The following is a 17,828-nucleotide window of genomic DNA, read 5'->3' as shown; positions in this document are numbered from 1 at the left end:
CGATGTCGTCCATATCCCCGGAATCGGTGCTCGACGTGGAGTTGCAACCGGGCAGACCTCCGATGCTGCGGGCCGACGCCGGCGGCGACGCGCCGGGCTGGGCAGCCGGGCACCGGGACGCGCTGCGTGCCGTCGTCGCCGAGCACGGCGCGGTCCTGGTGCGCGGCCTCGGGCTGCGCGACGTGGCCGCGTCCGGAGCCGTCTTCGGGCGGCTCAGCACCGGACTGATGGCGGAGAGGGAGGCATTCGCGCCCCGGCAGACCTACGCCGACGGCGTGTACTCCTCGGCGCAGTGGCCGCCCAACCAGCCGATGTGCATGCACCACGAGCTGAGCTACACGCTCGAGTTCCCCGGCATGATGATGTTCGCGTGTCTCACCGCGCCCGCCCAAGGCGGGGCGACCGGCGTTGCCGACGCGGCGACTGTGCTCGACGCGCTGCCCGCCGAGTTGACCGACCGGTTCGAGCGGGAGGGCTGGCTGCTCACCCGCAGCTACAACGACGAGATCGGGTCGTCCGTCGCCGAGGCGTTCGGCACCGACGACCGCACGGCCGTCGAAAACTACTGTCGTGCCAACGCGATCGACTTCGAGTGGCAGCCCGACGGATCCCTGCGCACGCGCCAGCGGCGCAGCGCCGTGGTGCGCCACCCGGTCACCGGCCGCCGCTGCTGGTTCAACCAGATCGCGTTCCTCAACGAGTGGACGCTGGCGCCCGAGGTCCGCGAGTACCTCGTCGAGGTCTACGGCGCCGACGGCCTGCCGTTCAACACCCGCTTCGGAGGCGGCGACCCGATCGGCGAGGACGTGGTGCAGCTGCTCAACGAGGTCTACGAAGCCAAGACCGCACGCGAGCCGTGGCAGGCCGGCGACCTGATGCTCGTCGACAACATCCGCTGCGCACACAGCCGGGAGCCGTTCGAGGGGCCGCGCGAAGTGCTCGTCGCGATGGCCGACAAGGTGCACCTGTCCGACTGCTCGCCGACCATCGAGGTGGCCGCACGATGACCACCACCGTCCGTCACGCCGCAATGGAGTCCCCCATGCCCGAGCCGACCACTGTGCGACCGTTCGCGGTGATCTCCGGTGCCCAGGTCCAGAAGGTGCTGGAGGGCCACGAGAAACAGGTCGTCGAAATGGTCGAGGCCACCTACCGGTTGCACGGCGCCGGTGATTCGGTGAACCCGCCGTCGTACTTCCTGCGCTTCCCCGACCGGCCGTCCTCCCGGATCATCGCGCTGCCCGCCTCGATCGGCGGGCAAATAGCGGTGGACGGACTGAAGTGGATCTCCAGCTTCCCGGAGAACGTGCAGGCCGGGATCCCGCGGGCGTCTGCCGTGCTGATCCTCAACGACCACGACACCGGCTATCCGTTCGCCTGCCTGGAGAGCTCCATCATCAGTGCCACCAGGACGGCCGCGTCGGCGGCGCTGGCGGCCGACCGGCTCACCAGAAACCGGCCTCGGCCCACGCGCGTAGGGTTCCTCGGGGTCGGCCTGATCGCCCGCTACATCCATACGTTCCTGGCCGGCAGCGGCTGGTCGTTCGACGAGATCGGCGTGCACGACCTGTCCGCCGACAGCGCGTCCGGCTTCCGTTGCTACCTCGAGCAGTCGGGCACCACAGGCCACATCACCGTGCACGACAGCGCCGAGGAGCTGATCCGCCTCAGCGACCTGGTGGTCTTCGCCACCGTCGCCGGTGAGCCGCACGTCAGCGACCCTGCGTGGTTCGCCCACAATCCCGTGGTCCTGCACGTGTCGCTGCGCGACCTCGCGCCGGAGATCATCCTCGCCTCGGCCAACTTCGTCGACGACGTCGAGCACTGCCTGAAGGCCAACACGTCGCCGCATCTTGCCGAGCAGCTCACGGGCAACCGGGACTTCCTGGACGGCACGTTGAACGACGTGATGTCCAGAGAGGTCACGGTGCCGACGGACCGGCCGGTGGTGTTCTCGCCCTTCGGCCTCGGGGTGCTCGACCTCGCGGTCGGCAAGTACGTCTACGACGAGGTGGTCCGCTCCGGAGAGCTTCATGTCATCGACGACTTCTTCCACGAACTGCGCCGGTACGGATGAACGGCCGACGGCCCTTTGCGTCAGCTCCGGCATCCGATGCGCGGTCCCAGCCCTCAGCGACGCGCAGGGCTCCCCCGTTTGCTCGGGTCGGCCACAGGTCTCGCCCAGCAAGCGTGACACCCAACGCCATAGCGGATGGATGTTCGGAAGAGTCCTGCTGCACATGAGGAGGCCATTGTGCCTGTCATATCCGCTCCCCATGCCTTTAACGAAGCACAGCTCTATGTCGACCTTCGTCCCATCTTCGGGCGCTCCCTCTATCTGAAGTGCGAGGGCTTCAACTTCGCCGGCTCGATCAAGCTGAAGGCGGCGACCGAGATGGTGGAGACCGCCGAGCGGGAAGGGGTGCTCAAACCGGATTCGATCCTGGTCGAGTCCTCGTCCGGGAACCTCGGCGTGGCGCTCAGCATGATCGCGGCGAGCAAGGGCTACCGGTTTCTGTGTGTGACGGACTCCCGCTGCAATCTGTCGACCAGGCTGCTGATGGAGGCATTGGGCAGTGAGGTGCACGTCATCGCGGACCTGGATGCCAACGGCGGCTTCCTGGGCGCGCGGATCGACTACGTCCGCGCGCTGGTCGACTCCGATGACCGGTACGTGTGGCTCAGTCAGTACACCAATCCCGGCAACTGGAAGGCGCACTACCGCAAGACGGCGCCGGAGATAGCCCAGCGCTTCCCGCGCCTGGACGTGCTGTTCGTCGGGGCCGGCACCACCGGAACCCTGATGGGCTGCGCGCGCTACTTCCGGCGGTGGCACCGGCCGGTGCGGATCATCGCGGTGGACAGCGTCGGCTCGGTGATCTTCGGTGGTGAGCCGGGCCGCCGCATGATCCCCGGTCTCGGCATGAGCATGCGTCCGCCGCTGCTCGACGAGTCCTATGTGGACGAGGTGATACACGTCGAGGAGACGGACACCATCCGTGCCTGCCATCGTCTGGCCAGACGCGGATTCCTGTTCGGCGGCTCCACCGGCACGGTGGTCAGCGGCGCGATGCGCTGGCTGGCGGAGAACGACTCGCGTGGCCTCACCGCGGTCGCAATCGCCCCGGACCTCGGCGAGCGCTACCTCGACACCATCTACCAGGCCAACTGGCTGCAGGATCTCTACGGCGAGGACGTGCTCAACTCCGAGGAAATGGACGACGGTTCGCGGGCGGCGGATTCCGCGCCTACACGGTCGCCTGGCCGGGGGCCGCATCTGCAGACCGGCGACCACGGTGGTGCCCGGCGCCATCGCCACCGGGACCGCGAGTGAGCAGGTGCATGCCGAGCGCCAGCCGTTCCGCCCCGACGCGTCCCTGACGAGGAACGCCTCCACAGCTTGGCTTTGCCCTCGGGATACCCGTTGTGCAAAGCGTTTTGCATCTCTACCTTGTGCCGCATGAACCAAGGGATGAGTGCGAGCACGTCGGCAGGGCGCCTGCTGGTGACCGGCTGCGACGTGCTGCGCGTCCCCGTGGAGGGCGAGTGCGAGGTCCTGCGCGGGCAGGACATCATGGTGGCGGGCGGTGTCATCGAGGACATACGGCCCACTGGTCCGGTGGAGCCGGCGGCCGGTGCGGACGTGGTCGACGGCCGTGGCCTGCTGGCCGTACCCGGCCTGGTCAACGCGCACACCCACAGCCCGATGGTGCTGATGCGCGGTGCGGCCGAGGACGTGACGGTCGAGGCGTGGTTCAACGAGCGTGTCTGGCCGATGGAGAGCAACCTCACCGCGGCGGACGTCCGGCTCGGCGCCCGGCTGGCCTGTGCGGAGATGATCCGCTCAGGTGTCACGACCTTCGCCGACCACTACTTCTTCCCGGAGCAGATCGCCGAGGCGGTCGCGGAGACGGGACTGCGGGCGGACATCGCGCCGACATACTTCAGCAGCCGCGGCCAGGAGGCGCTGGAGGCGACGGTGAAGTTCGCGGAGGCCTGGCACGGTGCCGCGGACGGGCGCATCACCGTCTCGCTCGGCCCGCACGCCCCGTACACCGTGAACGACGCGGACCTGCGGACGCTGGCCGGGCATGCCCGGCGGCTCGGTCTGCGGACGCACATCCACGCCGCAGAGCACCTGGAGCAGACGCAGTCCAGCCTGGAGCGCCGCGGCAGCACGCCGATCGGTGTGCTGTACGAGACGGGGGTGCTGGAGGCCGGCGCCCTGATCGCGCACGGCTGCGGCATCGTCGAGCAGGACCTGCCGCTGCTGGCGGAGTTCGCATCGACGACCGGGGTGGCCTGCTGTCCCAAGGTCTATCTCAAACACGCGCTGTCCCCGCTCACTCCCGTCCGGGAGCTGCTCGACGCCGGGGTCGCGGTGGCGGTGGGGACGGACGGCGCCGCCGGTCACAACACCCTCGACGTGTGGGAGGCGCTGCGTCTGGTCGCGCTCACGCAGAAGCAGGCGGTGCGGGACGCCACCTGGATGACCGTGTCCGACACTCTTCGGCTGGCCTTCCGAGGAGGCGCCCGCGCCCTGGGACTCGCGGACCGGGTCGGAGCGCTGGAGCCCAGCATGCGGGCCGACATCGTGCTCACCGACCTGTCCGGGCTGCACTGCCGTCCGCTCCACGACCCGCGGGCCGCGCTCGTCTACAGCGCCCGCGCGAGCGATGTCCGTACGGTCGTCGTCGACGGCCGGGTCCTGATGCGCGACGGCGTGCTGCTGACCGTCGACGTTCCCGCCCTGTTGGAGGAGACCGACGCCCGGGTGGCCCGGATCCTCGACACCTCCCACGGAAGGGCGGTGCAGCACTATGACCCGTGAGCCCCATGGACCCGACGGCGGCAGATCCGCGGTCCGCAAGCCCGCTTCCATCAAGGACGTGGCCGCGGCGGCCCGGGTCAGTCCGACCACGGTCTCCCATGTCCTCAGCGGCAACCGGCCGGTCAACGAGCAGACCGCCGCCCGGGTGCGCAGCGTCGTCAACCGGCTCGGGTACGTCCCGGCGTCGCTGGCCCGCAGCCTCCAGGCCGGCTCCACGTCGGTGATCGGCCTGATGATCCCCGACATCAGCAACACGTTCTTCGCCGAGCTCGCCAAGGGCGCCGAGGACGCCGCGCACGATCTCGGCTACGGCGTGATCCTGTGCAACACGGAGTTCGACGCGGAGCGCGAGGACCGCTACCTCGGCATGATCCGCAGCCGGTTCATCGACGGCATGGTGTACGCCTCGGGCTCACCGCCGTCGCGGCGGCGGCTGGAGTCGCTGCTGGGCCGGTTCCCGATCGCGCTCGCCGACGAGGAGGTCGACGGGCTGGAGGGGGCACTCATCGCCACCGCCGACCACGAGGCGGGCGGGCGGCTGGTCGGGGAGCATCTCAGAGTGCTCGGCCACCGCCGGGCGCTGATGGTGACCGGTCCGCTCGAACTGAAGAGCGGTGTCGCCCGTGCCGGCGGCTTCGTCAAAGCCTTCCAGGGGCATGTCACCGAGCGGGTGGGCGACTTCAAGGAACACTCCGGCTACCGCCTCGTATCCGAACTCCTCGCTGCAGGGCATCCGGACTTCACGGCCGTGTTCGCAGCGAACGACCTCATGGCCTTCGGAGCCCTCATGGCCCTGCGCGAAGCGGGACTGTCGGTGCCGCGGGACGTGTCGGTGGTCGGCTTCGACGACATCCGCGCGGCCTCGCTCGCCCATCCCTCGCTGACCACCGTCCACCAGCCTGCCTACGACGTGGGCCGTACCGCCACCGCGCAGCTGCTCCAGTACGTCTGCCGGGGCGAGGTACCGCCCGCATCCCGGCACACCCTGCCCGTCGAACTCAAGGTGAGGGCCAGCACGGCGCCGCCCGCCCGCTGACGGCTCCGGCCGTCCTCGCTCTCGTCCTCAACTCCCGGCCCGTACGTACGCGTCGTCCTGGCCGCACCTGCCGCAACCTGTCGCTCCCGACCCGCTCCATGCCAACTGCGGGCCGGTTCTCCCCTCACGCCCCGAAAGGACGGTTCCGCATGCCCAGAGTGCTCGTCGTCGGCGAGTCCTGGTTCACGTACACGGTGCACCAGAAAGGTTTCGACGCCTTCCACACCGCGGAGTACACGGAGGGCGGAGGCGTGTTCCTCGACGCGCTGCGCTCCCGTGGTCACGACGTGACGTACGTGCCGTCGCACGAGATCCCGACCCGGGTTCCCGGCTCGGCCGACGGCTTCGACCGGTTCGACGTGGTGGTCATAAGCGACGTGGGCGCCAACAGTTTCCAGCTGCCGCCCGAGACCTTCGGCCGCTCCATCCCCGCTCCCGACCGGTCGGAGCTGGTGCGCGCCTTCGTCGAGCGGGGCGGCGGCGTGCTCATGATCGGCGGCTATCTGACCTTCAGCGGCATCGACGCCCGCGCGCGGTGGGGACGGTCCCCGCTGGCGGCCGCCCTGCCGGTGGTGATGGCGGACCGGGACGACCGGGTGGAGCTTCCGGCGGGAGCCGTGCCCGAGGTCGTGGGCGAGCACGGAATCGTACGGGGACTGGAGCGGCTCTGGCCCGCGCTGCTCGGTCTCAACGAGGTGACGGCGAAGCCCGATGCGTCGCTGCTGGTCGAGTGCGCCGGGCATCCGCTGCTCGTCGTGGGCGGGCACGGCTCCGGCCGGTCCGCGGCGTTCACCTCGGATGTGGCGCCGCACTGGGCACCGCCGCCGTTCCTGGCCTGGGAGGGGTACGTCGAGCTGTGGGACCGGCTGGTGCGCTGGCTCGACGGATCGGACCTGTGATGGCGACGCCCCATATCGCTGCCGCGCCCGGCGACCTGGCCCCGCTCGTGCTCATGCCCGGCGATCCGAATCGCGCCCGGCGGATAGCCGAGACGCTGCTCGACGACGCCCGGCTGGTCACCGAGGTACGCGGCATCCTCGGCTACACCGGCAGCTTCCAGGGCGAGCCGGTGTCGGTCCTCGCCTCCGGCATGGGGATCCCGTCCATCACGATCTATGCGACGGAGCTGTTCCGTCACTACGGCGTCCGCAGGATCGCCCGGATCGGCACGGCCGGTGCGATCACGGCCTCGGTGTCCGTACGGGACGTCGTCATCGCCTCCGCCGCACACACCGACTCCAGCGTCAGCAGGCTGCTGGTGGAGGGGGTGACACTCGGGCTGGCCCCGTCCTACCGGCTGCTGCGCGCGGCGGCCGACGCAGCCGAGCGGATGGTGACGGAGCCCGGCGGCGGCGCGGTGCACATCGGCCCGGTGTTCAGCAGTGACCACTTCTACCTCGACCGCCCCGCCGTCTTCGACGCCCTGGACCGCCGGGGCACACTCGCCGTCGAGATGGAGGCGGCGGGACTGTTCGCGGTGGCGTCCGCGGAGGGCGGCGAGGCCCTCGCCGTGCTGACCGTCAGCGATCATCTGCGCACGGGCGAGGCCCTGTCGTCAGAGGAACGCGAGACGTATTTCACACGGGCTCTGCGTATCGCGGCCGAGGCGCTGCTCGACGACGCCTGAAGTTTCCCGAGCGGAAATAGAACGGCAACACATCACTCATAGCCAAAACGTTTTGCACATCTTACTGTCGGGCGCAGCCAGGCAGGAGATAAACCGAATCAAGCGAATGGGAGGTCGATGATGAGATCCGTGAAGGGCACCGCCCTGGTGATCGCGAGTATGGTCGCGCTGGCGGCGTGCGGGAGTTCGGGCGGGGACGGTGACAAGTCCGGCTCGCAGTCCTCTGGCAAGCCGCGCATCAAATTGGTGATCAATGGCGGGCTGGGCGACAAGTCGTTCTTCGACTCGGCCTACGCGGGTCTCAAGAAGGCTCAGAAAGACCTCGGCTACGAGCTCAAGGTGGTGGAGCTCGGCTCCGACCGCACCAAGTGGGAGCCCGGCTTCGAGGACGCCGCCGCGGCCGACGACTACGACATCCTCGCCGCCGGCACCTTCGACGTCACCGACTACATCGGGAAACTCGCCCCGGAATACCCGGACAAGAAGTTCTGGGTCTTCGACGCCCCTGTCGACTACAGCGGCAAGAACGGCACCTGTTCCAACAAATGCGAGAACGTGTACTCCGTCACCTTCAAGCAGAACGAGGCCGGTTATCTCGCCGGATTCCTCGCCGAGAAGCTGGTGGCGGCCAAGGCCCTGAAGGGTACGGAAAAGCTGTCGAAGGTCGGTGTCATAGGCGGTGTCAAGATACCCGTCATCGACGACTTCATCGTCGGCTTCAAGGAGGGATTCAAGGACGCGGGCGGAAGGAAGTCGGGCGTGCTCGTGCAGTACGTCGGCGGTGACAAGCCGTTCGGTGACCCGGCCAAGGGCAAGGAGATCAGCACCTCGATGTACGGCCAGGGCGCCGCTCTGGTGTGGCCGGTCGCGGGCCTGTCCGGGCTCGGCACCTTCGAGTCGGCGGTCACCGCGAAGCGCTACACGTTCGGGGTCGACTCGGACCAGTACCAGACCCTCACCGAGGACGCGCAGAAGAACACGGTCGTCACCTCGATCCTCAAGAACGTCGGCAACGCGCTGTACAAGGCGGCGCAGGAGGACCAGTCGGACTCGCTGAAGTACGGCGCCGTGGACAGTGTCGGCCTCAAGGACGACGCCGTCGGCTACGTGGACGACGACCACTTCGAGCAGCTGGTGCCGGAGAAGATCCGCACCGAGCTCCAGAAGGCCGCCGACGAGGTCAAGTCCGGCTCCGTCTCGGTGCCTTCCGCCTTCTAGGCGCACGACGATGCAGAGGGAATGGGATGCGTCCGGGCCGGCCATCGGTGCCCGCGCGGTGACCAAGACGTACGGCAACGGGGTCCGCGCCGTCCGCGGTGTGGACCTCGATGTCCCGGTCGGTGAGATCCGCGCTGTCGTGGGCGAGAACGGTGCCGGCAAGTCGACGCTGATGAAGATGTTCTACGGCCTGGAGCAGCCCAGTTCCGGAGAGGTCCTGGTCGGTGGGCGGCCGCGTGTACTCAACGGTCCCGCGTCGGCCATCGGGTTGGGCGTGGGGATGGTGCACCAGAACCTGATGCTGGTGCCCTCCTTCACGGTCGCGCAGAACGTCGTACTCGGCGTCGAGCCCGGCCGCCGCGGCCGCGTCGACCTCAAGGCGGCGGCCGAGACGACGGCCCGGCTCGCGGAGGAGTCCGGGCTCGCCGTCGACCCGAACGCCCGCGTGGACGAGGTGTCGGTCGGGATGCGGCAGCGCACGGAAATCCTCAAGGTGCTCCACCGGGGCGCGCGCGTCCTGATCCTCGACGAACCCACCGCCGTCCTCACCCCGCAGGAGACAGAGGACCTCTTCGCGGCCGTCCGCCGGCTGCGCGACGGCGGGATGACGGTGCTGTTCATCTCGCACAAGCTGCGCGAGGTGCGGGAGATCAGCGACCGGGTCAGTGTGATGCGGGCCGGTTCCCTCGTGGGGACCGTCGACACGGCCGACGCCACGGAGCGGTCGCTGGCCGCCATGATGGTCGGCCGCGATCTCTCCCTCGACGTGGACCGGGCCCCGGCCCGCCGGACCGGCGTCGCCCTCCAGGTCCGCGACGTGCAGTACGCGGCGCCTACCGGGCAGTCCTTGCACGGCATCGAATTCGACGTGGCCGCCGGGGAGATCGTCGGCCTGGCCGGCATCGAGGGCAACGGCCAGACGGAGCTGGCCGAGATCCTGGCGGGGCTGCGGCGCCCCACCTCGGGCGCGATACGCGTCGGCGGCATCGACACCGCCGGGCTCGACGTGGCCGGTCACCGCAGGGCGGGCATCGGCTACGTACCGGAGGACCGGCTGCGCAACGGCGCCGCGCTGGACGAGTCGATCGCCGACAACCTCGTCGTCGACCGGCACGACCGGGCCCCTTTGGCCCGGCGCGGCCTGCTGCGGCCGCGCGCCGTGCGGGACCACGCCGAGCGGCTGATCGAGGACTACGCGATCCGCACCCCCGACGCCTCTGTCCCGGTCCGGGCGCTGTCGGGCGGCAACATGCAGAAGGTGATCGTCGCCCGTGAACTGTCCGCACATCCCAGGCTGTTGATCGCTTCGCAGGTCACTCGCGGCGTCGACATCGGCGCGATGCGGTTCATGTACGAGCGGCTGGTCGAGGCGCGCGACGCGGGCGCCGGCGTGCTGCTGATCTCCGCGGACCTGACCGAACTGCTCGCACTCGCAGACCGGTTGCTGGTGATCAAGGACGGCCGTCTGGTGGCCCGTTTCGACGACACCGGCGGCCTCACCGAGAAGCGGGTGGGGCTCTACATGCTCGGCGTGGAGTGCCACGAACGCGACCACATCACTACCGGCCTCGAGGAGGTGAACGCAGCATGACCGGCACCCTGATCGAGACCGAGGACCGCCGCGAGTACAAGGCGACCCGCCGGCGCGACTTCGCCATCGACCTCAGCATGACCCTGGCCACCATCCTGGCCGCCCTGGTCATCGGCTTCCTCGTCATGCTGCTGACCGGCAGCGACCCGGTACGGGCGTACGAGGCGATGCTCACGGGACCGCTGGAGCGCTCCTTCCGCGTCGGGCGCTGGCTGGAGGACGCCACCACGCTGACCCTGCTGGGCCTGTCGGTGGCCATCCCGTTCCGGGCCCGGCAGATCAGCCTCGGCGCCGAAAGCCAGCTCTACGCCGGTGCGCTCGCGGCCGCCGTCGTCGCGGTCTTCGTGCCGCTGCCGCCGCTCGTCGCCGTGATCGTCCCGCTCGTCGCGGCCGCCGCGGCCGGGGCCGGGATGGGTCTGGTCCCGGGCTCGCTGAAGGCCCGGCTCGGCGCCAACGAGATAGTCGCCACGCTGATGCTCAACGCCATCGTCGTACGGGTCTACGACTACCTGGTCAACGGCCCGCTGAAGGAGCCCGGCAGCAGCGCCGTGCACTCGAAGTCCATCCAGCCGGACTCCGCGCTCACCCCGCTGAGCGACTGGTTCGGGATGCCTCTGGGCAGGGCCAACGTGGGCCTGCTGCTGATGGTTTTGACGGCTGTCGCACTGTGGCTGCTGATCACCCGCACACCGCTCGGCTACCGCATCCGGATGACCGGCTCGAACCCGGAGTTCGCCGAGTACGGCGGCATTCGCGTGCCCCGCGTCATCGAGTGGAGCTTCGTCATCGGCGGCGCCGTCGCCGGACTCGCCGGAGCCCACCTCGTGCAGGGCGTGTACGGCCGCCTGGAACCGGGCCTCGCCGGAAGCCTCGCCTTCGAGGGGATCGTGGTGGCCCTGCTCGCGAGGAACAACCCCCTGGTCGTCGTGGTCGCCGGCCTCTTCTACTCCTACCTGCGCGCCGGGGGAGACATCATGGAACAGCAGACGGACGTCGGCACCGAGATCGTGGTGGTCATCCAGGCAGTCATCGTGCTGCTCGTCACCGCCCAGGCCCTGCCCGACCTGCTCAAGCGGCGGCTCGCCCGGAGGCAGGTGGCGGCCCGATGAGCGCGGTCCTCGACGTCGTCCTCAGCAGCGCCTTCCTCGCTGCCGTCCTGCGGGTCTCGACTCCGTACCTCCTCGCGGCCTTCGGCGGCCTTGTCGCCGAGCGGGCAGGGGTCAGCAACATCGCCCTGGAGGGCCAGATGCTGAGCGCCGCCTGCACCGGCGCGCTGGTCGCCGGCTACAGCGGGTCGGTCGCTGTCGGCGCGCTGTGCGGCGTCGGCGTGGCGACGCTGCTCGGTCTGCTCCTCGCGGCGCTGCGGCTGGAGCTGGGCGCCGACGTGATCATCGCCGGCATCGGCCTCAACCTGCTGGCCTCCGGGGCCACCGCCTATGCGGTGTTCACGCTCCTCGACGACAAGGGCGGCACGTCGGGTCTGAAGAGCGGGAGCCTGCCCGCGGTGCGCCTTCCGGGCGTCGAGAGCATCCCCGTCCTGGGCGACGCGATCAGCGGTCAGAACCTGGTCACCTGGCTGGCGTTCCTGACGGCGCCCGTCATCGCCTGGCTGTTCTACCGGGCCCGCTTCGGCTTCCATCTGCGCGCGGTCGGCGAGATGCCGGACGCCGCGGCGTCGGTGGGCATCCCCGTCCGGCGCGTGCAGTACGCGGGCCTCGCGCTCAGCGGCGCCCTCGCGGGGCTCGCCGGGGTCTTCCTCAGCATGGGTTATGTGTCCTTCTTCGTACGGGACATGACGGCGGGCCGCGGCTTCATCGCACTCGCCGCCGTCTTCCTCGGCGGGCTACGGCCATGGGGCGTCTTCCTCGCCGCACTCGGCTTCGGCGCGGCGGAGGCACTGGCCGTACAACTCGGCACGCTCGATGTGCCGCCGCAGCTGGTCTCGACGATTCCGTACGCGATGACGCTGGTGGCGCTGGCGGTGTACGCCTGGCGCCGCAGGAGGCATGCGGGCGGGGAGGTGGCCGCCTCAGTCTGACGCCCGGGGATTCCGGGCGCCTCCGCCAAACCGCCTGTTCTGAACGCCGTACCACGTGAGCACCGTGCGGTGGCGATACCGCACGCCCTCATTACCTCTCATCCGTCACCCCCCATTTCGTCATGCCCTCGTCTTCTCATCCCGAGGCACCCTCACGACCTGGAGCAACGCATGCGACACAGACACCGGGCGCGCCGCAGACGCGCCCTGCTCGCCGCCCTCGCCGCCACGGCACTGCTCGGCGGCCTCGCCCTCGCGAACAGTTTCGCCGCCGAGACGGAAGCGGCGGAGCAGCCGGACGTCCGCCTGCTCGACACCCTCACCGTCCCTGCCGGGACCACCGAGTTCGACATGCCCTTCGGCGGCCTGTCCGGCATCGACTACGACCCGGAATCCGGCGAGTACGCGGCTCTCAGCGACGACCGCTCGGAGAACGGCAAGGCCCGCTTCTACACGCTGCGGCTGCCGCTGGACGACAGCGGCTTCGCCGACGACAAACCCGCACTGGACGGCCTGACCGTCCTCAAGGACACCACCGGCGAGCCCTTCGCCACCAAGGCCGTCGACCCCGAGGCCATCAGATGGGCACCGGACCGCAAGAGCCTGCTGTGGACCAGCGAGGGCGCGTCCTCCTCGGGCCAGCCCGCATTCGTCCGCGAGACATCCCCGTCCGGCGCGTACGTGCGCGAACTGCCGCTCCCGAAGGCGTACGCCCCGGTCCGCTCGGCCTCGGGCACGCTGACCGCGGGCGTCCGCAACAACCAGGCGCTCGAGGGGCTCACCTACTCCCCCGACGGCACCAAGGCCGTCGCCATCACCGAGAACGCCCTCGTCCAGGACGGCCCTGCCGCAAGCCTGACGGCGAAGAGTCCGTCCCGCCTGCTCGTCATGGACGCCGCGACGGGCAAGCCGGAGGCCGAGCACGTCTACGAGGTCGACCCGATCTCGGACGCGCCGAGCGCCCCGCTGCCCTCGCCCGTCGGCGTCTACTCGGCGGACCGCGGAGTCTCCGAGATCCTCGCGATCAACGAGACCGACTACATCACCGTCGAGCGCTCCTTCGCCTCCGGCGTCGGCTTCTCCATCCGCCTGTACTGGACCAGCACCATCGGCGCCACCGACGTGAACGGCAAGGACGCCCTGTCCGGCGACGAGAAGCCCATGCCGAAGAAGCTGCTCTACGACTTCACCACGTCCGGCACCGACGCCGACAACGTCGAGGGCATCACCTGGGGCCCGAAGCTGCCCGACGGCTCCCGCTCGCTCGTGCTCGTCTCCGACGACAATTTCGGCTTCAACGGGGGCATCACCAAGTTCCATCTGCTGTCCGTCCGTCCGGACCTGCTCGCGACCCGGACCCCGGACGTGAACGGCGACGGCACCGTCAACGCCAAGGACGTCGCCGCCATCCCGACCGCCGGCCGGGCAGGGGACCTCGACGGCAACGGCAAGACGGACGCCCGGGACGTCAAGCTGTGGACCTCGTACACACACACCTTCCCCACGGCCCAGGCAGGCCCGTCCACGGCCACCGTCCAGCTCCTGTCCTTCAACGACTTCCACGGCAATCTCGAACCGCCCTCCGGCCGTGACGCCACGCTCGGCAGCAAGCTCGACGCAAAGTCGACGCAGGTCGGCGGGGCCGAGTACCTCGCGGCCCGGCTCGAGCAGCTGCGCCAGGGCACCGAGGGGTCGCTGACCGTCGCCGCTGGCGACATCATCGGCGCCAGCCCCTTCCTTTCGGGCCTCTTCCACGACGAACCGACCGTGGAGTCCATGGAGAAGCTGCACCTGGACGTCACCAGCGTCGGCAACCACGAGTTCGACGAGGGCACCGACGAACTGCTGCGCATGCAGAACGGCGGCTGCCACCCCGACGACGGCTGCTACATCAAGGACGAGCCGTACGACGGCGCGAAGTTCCCGTGGCTGGCCGCCAACGTCATCGACCGCTCCACCGGCAAGCCCCTCCTTGCGCCCACCTGGGTCAAGAAGGTGGACGGGGTGAAGATCGGCTTCATCGGCATGACCCTCGAGGGCACGCCCGAGGTCACCGGCCAGTCCGGCATAAAGTCCGTGCGCTTCCTGGACGAGGTCGAAACCGCCAATGCGTCCGCTCGCCGGCTGCAGAAGCAAGGCGTCGAGGCGATCGTCGTCCTGCTCCACGAGGGCGGCGTGCAGGCCGGCTCGTACGGCCAGTGCGACGGGATCTCCGGGCCGATCGTCGAGATCGCGAAGCACCTGGCCCCGTCGATCGACGCCGTCGTGACCGGCCACACCCACCAGCCCTACATCTGCACGATCCTCGACCCGGACGGCAACCCGCGCTCGGTCACGTCGGCGTCGTCGTTCGGCCGCGTGGTCACCGAGACACGGCTGCCCGTCGACCGGGGCACCGGAGACGTCGTACGGGATCAGGTCGCCGCGATGAACCACCTCGTCACGCGCACCGGCCCCAAGGACGCCGACCAGACCGCGGTCATCGCCAAGTGGAAGGAGCTGTCGGCACCGCTCGCCAACCGGGTCGTCGGCCGCGTCACCGCCGACATCACCCGGTCCGAGACCCGGGACGCCGAGTCGGACCTGGCCAACCTGGTCGCCGACGCGCAGCTCGCCGCGACCTCGTCGGCCGACCGCAGCGGCGCCCAGATCGCCCTGATGAACCCGGGCGGCGTGCGCGCCGACCTGACGTACGCGTCCTCCTCGGGCGATGAGGAACCGGGCGAGATCACCTACGCGGAGGCGTTCGCCGTACAGCCCTTCGCAGGATCCCTGGTGTCCCTGGACCTGACAGGGGCTCAGATCGAGCAGATCCTGGAGGAGCAGTTCAACGACTCCGGCACCCGCGCACCCACCCTCATGCTGGGCGTCTCCAAGGGTCTGACGTACTCCTTCTCCCGCAGCGCCCCGGTCGGCGACCGTATCGACCCGGCATCCGTCAAGCTCAACGGCGAGACGCTGAAGCCGGACGCCACCTACCGGGTCACCGCCAACACCTTCCTGGCCGCAGGCGGCGACGGGTTCACCACCTTCGCCAAGGGCACCGACCTCGTCGGCGGCGGGGACGACATCGACGCGCTGACCGACTACCTCACCGCCGACAGCCCGGTAGCCCCGCCCGGCACGGACCGGGTGAACGAACTGCCGTAGCTGCCCAGCCCCGCCCAACCCTACGTATCGAATACGCGGGTTCGCCGACGCTTTCAGAGACGCGTCTCTGAGAGCGTCGGCATCCGTGTCACTACCGGGAACGGGGGATATGCGGGGTGGCGCAAGGCATTTGGCGCGGGACGCCGTCAGTCTCCGCTGCGCAGGAGGTGCAGCAGGGCGACGCGCGATGACACGCCGAGTTTGCGATAGACGCGGGCCAGGTGCGTGTCCACGGTGCGCGGGCCGAGGAAGAGCCGCTCCGCTATCTCGCGCGTACGCAGTCCCGTCGCCGCGAGTTCGGCGATCTCGCGTTCGCGGCTGCTGAGGAGGGCGAGGGCCCCCGAGGCCTGGTTGTTCTCGGACAGTTCCGCGCGTACGCGGGCCGCCTGCTCCTGTACGAGCAGCGTTCCGAAGGTACGGGAGACCGTCTCGGCGGCGTCCAGCTGCCGGTGTGCTGCGGCCTGGCCCTGGGCTTCGTGGGTGGAGCGGGCGCCGATCGCCAGCGTCCAGGCATAGTGGACCGGCATGTCGGCGCGCCGGAAGGCGTCCGCCGACAGTTCGAACAGTTTGGCCGCCGCGTCGTGTTCACCGTCGGCCATGTGCAGCAGGGCACGGGCCCGGCGTACACACGCTTCCTGGGCCGGCAGCCCGAGCCGCTCGGCGTCCGCCTCGGCGTCCCGGATCAGGCGGCGCGCCTGCTCGCGGTCTCCGGCCGCCAGCACGGCTGTCGCTGAAGGCCGAGCAGGCATCAGTAAGTTCGCGGACTTGGTTACGTAATTCGGGCTGTCGAGGCGCTCAACAGGCGGCGGGGCCGAGCCTGTACGGCACGGGGCGCGGCAGAGGTGGGGGACCTTCCAGCGCGCTCAGACGGCGGCTGACGCCTCTGTGCCTTCCTGGGTCTCCTCCCCGCCCTTGTAGGCGAGGAAGTCGTCGACCATCCGGTGGAACAGGGTGGCAAGCTGCTGCAGCTCCTCGGGCGACCACCCCGCCAACGCCCCCGCCATACCCCGGCGGCTGACGTCGCGGACGCGCGCGACGGCATCGCGGCCGAGGGGGGTGAGCTGGATGAGCTGTGCGCGGCGGTCGTCGGGGTCCGGGACGCGGGTCAGGTAGCCGGCCTTCTGCAGGTGCTGTACCTGCCGGGTGACATGAGACGCCTCCACGGCCAGCCGACCGGCCAGCTCGCTGGGGCGGAGAGGCTCGGCATCGTCGACCTGCCGCAGGAGCGCCACGGCCGCACGGTCGAGCGGCACTCCGGCCCGGGCCATGATGCGGTCGTGCTCCCGGACTCGGCTGGTCAGGTACACGATGCGGCTGAGGGCTCGCTCGATCTCGACCACATCCGTCGAGACGGGTGTGGTTGCTCGCGGCGCTGTGGTCATGTTTCACATTCTACATTACTTGCTTGACTCAAGTAATACGCCCATGCTTACTTGACTCAAGTAAGCGAGCTGTAGCCTCGTCCCACCGCGGGCGACACCTGCAGGGCGATCGTCTCCTGCGCCACGCACAGCGCACCCGGCGCACGCAGAGCGACACCAAGCACGACAACAAGGAGCACCATATGAGCACCACCGGCCTTCAGGGACGCGGCGTCATCGTCACCGGAGCGGGATCGGGGATCGGCCGGGCCGCGGCCCTGAAGTTCGCCGTGGAGGGCGCGAAGGTCCTCGTCGCGGATCTGAACCGGGACAGCGCCGAGGAGACCGTCAAGGCGATCAAGGACGTGGGGGGCGCCGCCCACGCGGTCGTCGGTGACCTCAGCGACCAGCAGGTGGTGGACCAGGTCGTCGCCTCGGCCGTGGAGACGTTCGGCGGCGTGGACGTGCTGGTGAACAACGCCGGAATCATGGACCGCATGTCGGCCCTCGGGGAGACCGACGACGCCGAGTGGGAGCGCGTCATCCGGGTCAACCTGACCGCGCCGTTCCTGCTGACCCGCGCCGTGCTGCCGCACATGCTGTCCGCGAGCAGCGGCTCGATCGTCTTCACCGCGTCCGAGGCCGGCCTGCGCGGCAGCGCGGCGGGCGCCGCCTACACCGCCTCCAAGCACGGCATCGTCGGCCTGGTGAAGAACCTCGCCGTCCTGTACCGCAAGCAGGGCATCCGGGCCAACGCCATCGCCCCCGGCCCCACGATGACCAGCATCCAGGTCGACGCCAGCCCGGAGGCCCACGGCCCCGCCCTGATCGGCCAGTTCGTCGGCGGCAACATCGGCAGGATGGGCACCGCCGAGGAGCAGGCCGACGCCATCGTCTTCCTCGCCTCCGACGCCGCCGCCTTCGTCAACGGCGTCATCCTCCCCGTCGACGACGGCTGGGCCGCCGTCTGACGCAC

General features: G+C 69.8%; 15 protein-coding genes. 13 read left to right on the top strand and 2 right to left on the bottom strand.

The window, feature by feature from the left end; genetic code table 11:
- The first annotated feature begins 2 nt into the window (after nucleotides 1–2).
- The 12 genes from ABT009_RS02810 (at nucleotide 3) to ABT009_RS02755 (ending at nucleotide 15,491) form a co-directional block, all read left to right on the top strand.
- A complete protein-coding gene (locus tag ABT009_RS02810) occupies nucleotides 3–1,007 on the top strand; it encodes a TauD/TfdA family dioxygenase (RefSeq protein ID WP_351288819.1) in 1,005 nt (334 codons plus the stop codon).
- Between the two features lie 35 nt (nucleotides 1,008–1,042).
- Nucleotides 1,043–2,077, top strand: coding sequence for a 2,3-diaminopropionate biosynthesis protein SbnB (sbnB, locus tag ABT009_RS02805; protein ID WP_351289506.1), 1,035 nt, complete (start codon nucleotides 1,043–1,045; stop codon nucleotides 2,075–2,077).
- Between the two features lie 177 nt (nucleotides 2,078–2,254).
- A complete protein-coding gene (sbnA, locus tag ABT009_RS02800; RefSeq protein ID WP_351288817.1) occupies nucleotides 2,255–3,334 on the top strand; it encodes a 2,3-diaminopropionate biosynthesis protein SbnA in 1,080 nt (359 codons plus the stop codon).
- A gap of 126 nt (nucleotides 3,335–3,460) precedes the next feature.
- On the top strand, nucleotides 3,461–4,831 hold the full coding sequence (locus ABT009_RS02795) for an amidohydrolase (RefSeq protein WP_351288815.1): 1,371 nt from the start codon (nucleotides 3,461–3,463) through the stop codon (nucleotides 4,829–4,831).
- Nucleotides 4,821–5,867, top strand: coding sequence for a LacI family DNA-binding transcriptional regulator (locus tag ABT009_RS02790; protein WP_351288813.1), 1,047 nt, complete (start codon nucleotides 4,821–4,823; stop codon nucleotides 5,865–5,867). The genes ABT009_RS02795 and ABT009_RS02790 overlap by 11 nt, the downstream gene beginning before the upstream one ends.
- Before the next feature lie 149 nt (nucleotides 5,868–6,016).
- Nucleotides 6,017–6,766, top strand: coding sequence for a glutamine amidotransferase (locus ABT009_RS02785; RefSeq protein WP_351288811.1), 750 nt, complete (start codon nucleotides 6,017–6,019; stop codon nucleotides 6,764–6,766).
- Nucleotides 6,766–7,494, top strand: a complete 729-nt coding sequence (deoD, locus tag ABT009_RS02780; RefSeq protein ID WP_351288809.1) for a purine-nucleoside phosphorylase — start codon at nucleotides 6,766–6,768, stop codon at nucleotides 7,492–7,494. Before ABT009_RS02785 ends, deoD begins: the two co-directional genes overlap by 1 nt.
- A 120-nt stretch (nucleotides 7,495–7,614) precedes the next feature.
- Complete coding sequence (locus tag ABT009_RS02775) at nucleotides 7,615–8,712, top strand: BMP family lipoprotein (RefSeq protein WP_502989813.1); 1,098 nt, start codon at nucleotides 7,615–7,617, stop codon at nucleotides 8,710–8,712.
- A 10-nt stretch (nucleotides 8,713–8,722) separates the two neighbouring features.
- Nucleotides 8,723–10,303 (top strand): ABC transporter ATP-binding protein, encoded by a 1,581-nt coding sequence (locus tag ABT009_RS02770; RefSeq protein ID WP_351288805.1) that lies wholly within the window; start codon nucleotides 8,723–8,725, stop codon nucleotides 10,301–10,303.
- Nucleotides 10,300–11,412 (top strand): ABC transporter permease, encoded by a 1,113-nt coding sequence (locus tag ABT009_RS02765; protein WP_351288803.1) that lies wholly within the window; start codon nucleotides 10,300–10,302, stop codon nucleotides 11,410–11,412. The genes ABT009_RS02770 and ABT009_RS02765 overlap by 4 nt, the downstream gene beginning before the upstream one ends.
- The gene (locus tag ABT009_RS02760; RefSeq protein WP_351288801.1) at nucleotides 11,409–12,341 is read left to right on the top strand and encodes an ABC transporter permease; all 933 of its coding nucleotides are present in this window, start codon (nucleotides 11,409–11,411) and stop codon (nucleotides 12,339–12,341) included. Before ABT009_RS02765 ends, ABT009_RS02760 begins: the two co-directional genes overlap by 4 nt.
- 171 nt (nucleotides 12,342–12,512) lie before the next feature.
- Entirely contained in the window at nucleotides 12,513–15,491 is a 2,979-nt protein-coding gene (locus ABT009_RS02755; protein ID WP_351288799.1) for an esterase-like activity of phytase family protein, read from the top strand.
- Nucleotides 15,492–15,637: 146 nt separating this feature from the next.
- Here the strand turns inward: ABT009_RS02755 and ABT009_RS02750 are convergent, their stop codons facing one another.
- Both ABT009_RS02750 and ABT009_RS02745 read right to left on the bottom strand, forming a co-directional pair.
- Complete coding sequence (locus ABT009_RS02750) at nucleotides 15,638–16,213, bottom strand: LuxR C-terminal-related transcriptional regulator (RefSeq protein WP_351288797.1); 576 nt, start codon at nucleotides 16,211–16,213, stop codon at nucleotides 15,638–15,640.
- Between the two features lie 141 nt (nucleotides 16,214–16,354).
- Nucleotides 16,355–16,873 carry a MarR family winged helix-turn-helix transcriptional regulator gene (locus ABT009_RS02745; RefSeq protein WP_351288795.1) on the bottom strand — a complete coding sequence of 173 codons (519 nt, stop codon included), beginning with the start codon at nucleotides 16,871–16,873 and terminating at the stop codon, nucleotides 16,355–16,357.
- Between the two features lie 182 nt (nucleotides 16,874–17,055).
- Here ABT009_RS02745 and ABT009_RS02740 point away from each other — a divergent pair, with 182 nt between their 5' ends.
- A complete protein-coding gene (locus ABT009_RS02740) occupies nucleotides 17,056–17,823 on the top strand; it encodes an SDR family NAD(P)-dependent oxidoreductase (RefSeq protein ID WP_351288793.1) in 768 nt (255 codons plus the stop codon).
- The last annotated feature ends 5 nt before the right edge of the window (nucleotides 17,824–17,828 follow it).

This window comes from Streptomyces sp. NPDC002896, from assembly GCF_040295225.1.
Classification (GTDB): Bacteria; Actinomycetota; Actinomycetes; order Streptomycetales; family Streptomycetaceae; genus Streptomyces.
Note: the sequence above shows the minus strand (reverse complement) of the source record. Positions and strands in the feature narration are given on the sequence as shown.

Excerpts from the sequence above, each read along its gene's own strand:
- ABT009_RS02745 (WP_351288795.1), bottom strand. The coding sequence starts at position 16,873 with ATGACCACAGCGCCGCGAGCAACCACACCCGTCTCGACGGATGTGGTC.
- ABT009_RS02785 (WP_351288811.1), top strand. The coding sequence starts at position 6,017 with ATGCCCAGAGTGCTCGTCGTCGGCGAGTCCTGGTTCACGTACACGGTG.
- ABT009_RS02795 (WP_351288815.1), top strand. The coding sequence starts at position 3,461 with ATGAACCAAGGGATGAGTGCGAGCACGTCGGCAGGGCGCCTGCTGGTG.
- ABT009_RS02790 (WP_351288813.1), top strand. The coding sequence starts at position 4,821 with ATGACCCGTGAGCCCCATGGACCCGACGGCGGCAGATCCGCGGTCCGC.
- ABT009_RS02770 (WP_351288805.1), top strand. The coding sequence starts at position 8,723 with ATGCAGAGGGAATGGGATGCGTCCGGGCCGGCCATCGGTGCCCGCGCG.
- ABT009_RS02740 (WP_351288793.1), top strand. The coding sequence starts at position 17,056 with ATGAGCACCACCGGCCTTCAGGGACGCGGCGTCATCGTCACCGGAGCG.
- ABT009_RS02810 (WP_351288819.1), top strand. The coding sequence starts at position 3 with ATGTCGTCCATATCCCCGGAATCGGTGCTCGACGTGGAGTTGCAACCG.
- ABT009_RS02760 (WP_351288801.1), top strand. The coding sequence starts at position 11,409 with ATGAGCGCGGTCCTCGACGTCGTCCTCAGCAGCGCCTTCCTCGCTGCC.
- ABT009_RS02765 (WP_351288803.1), top strand. The coding sequence starts at position 10,300 with ATGACCGGCACCCTGATCGAGACCGAGGACCGCCGCGAGTACAAGGCG.
- deoD (WP_351288809.1), top strand. The coding sequence starts at position 6,766 with ATGGCGACGCCCCATATCGCTGCCGCGCCCGGCGACCTGGCCCCGCTC.
- ABT009_RS02755 (WP_351288799.1), top strand. The coding sequence starts at position 12,513 with ATGCGACACAGACACCGGGCGCGCCGCAGACGCGCCCTGCTCGCCGCC.
- ABT009_RS02775 (WP_502989813.1), top strand. The coding sequence starts at position 7,615 with ATGAGATCCGTGAAGGGCACCGCCCTGGTGATCGCGAGTATGGTCGCG.
- sbnB (WP_351289506.1), top strand. The coding sequence starts at position 1,043 with ATGCCCGAGCCGACCACTGTGCGACCGTTCGCGGTGATCTCCGGTGCC.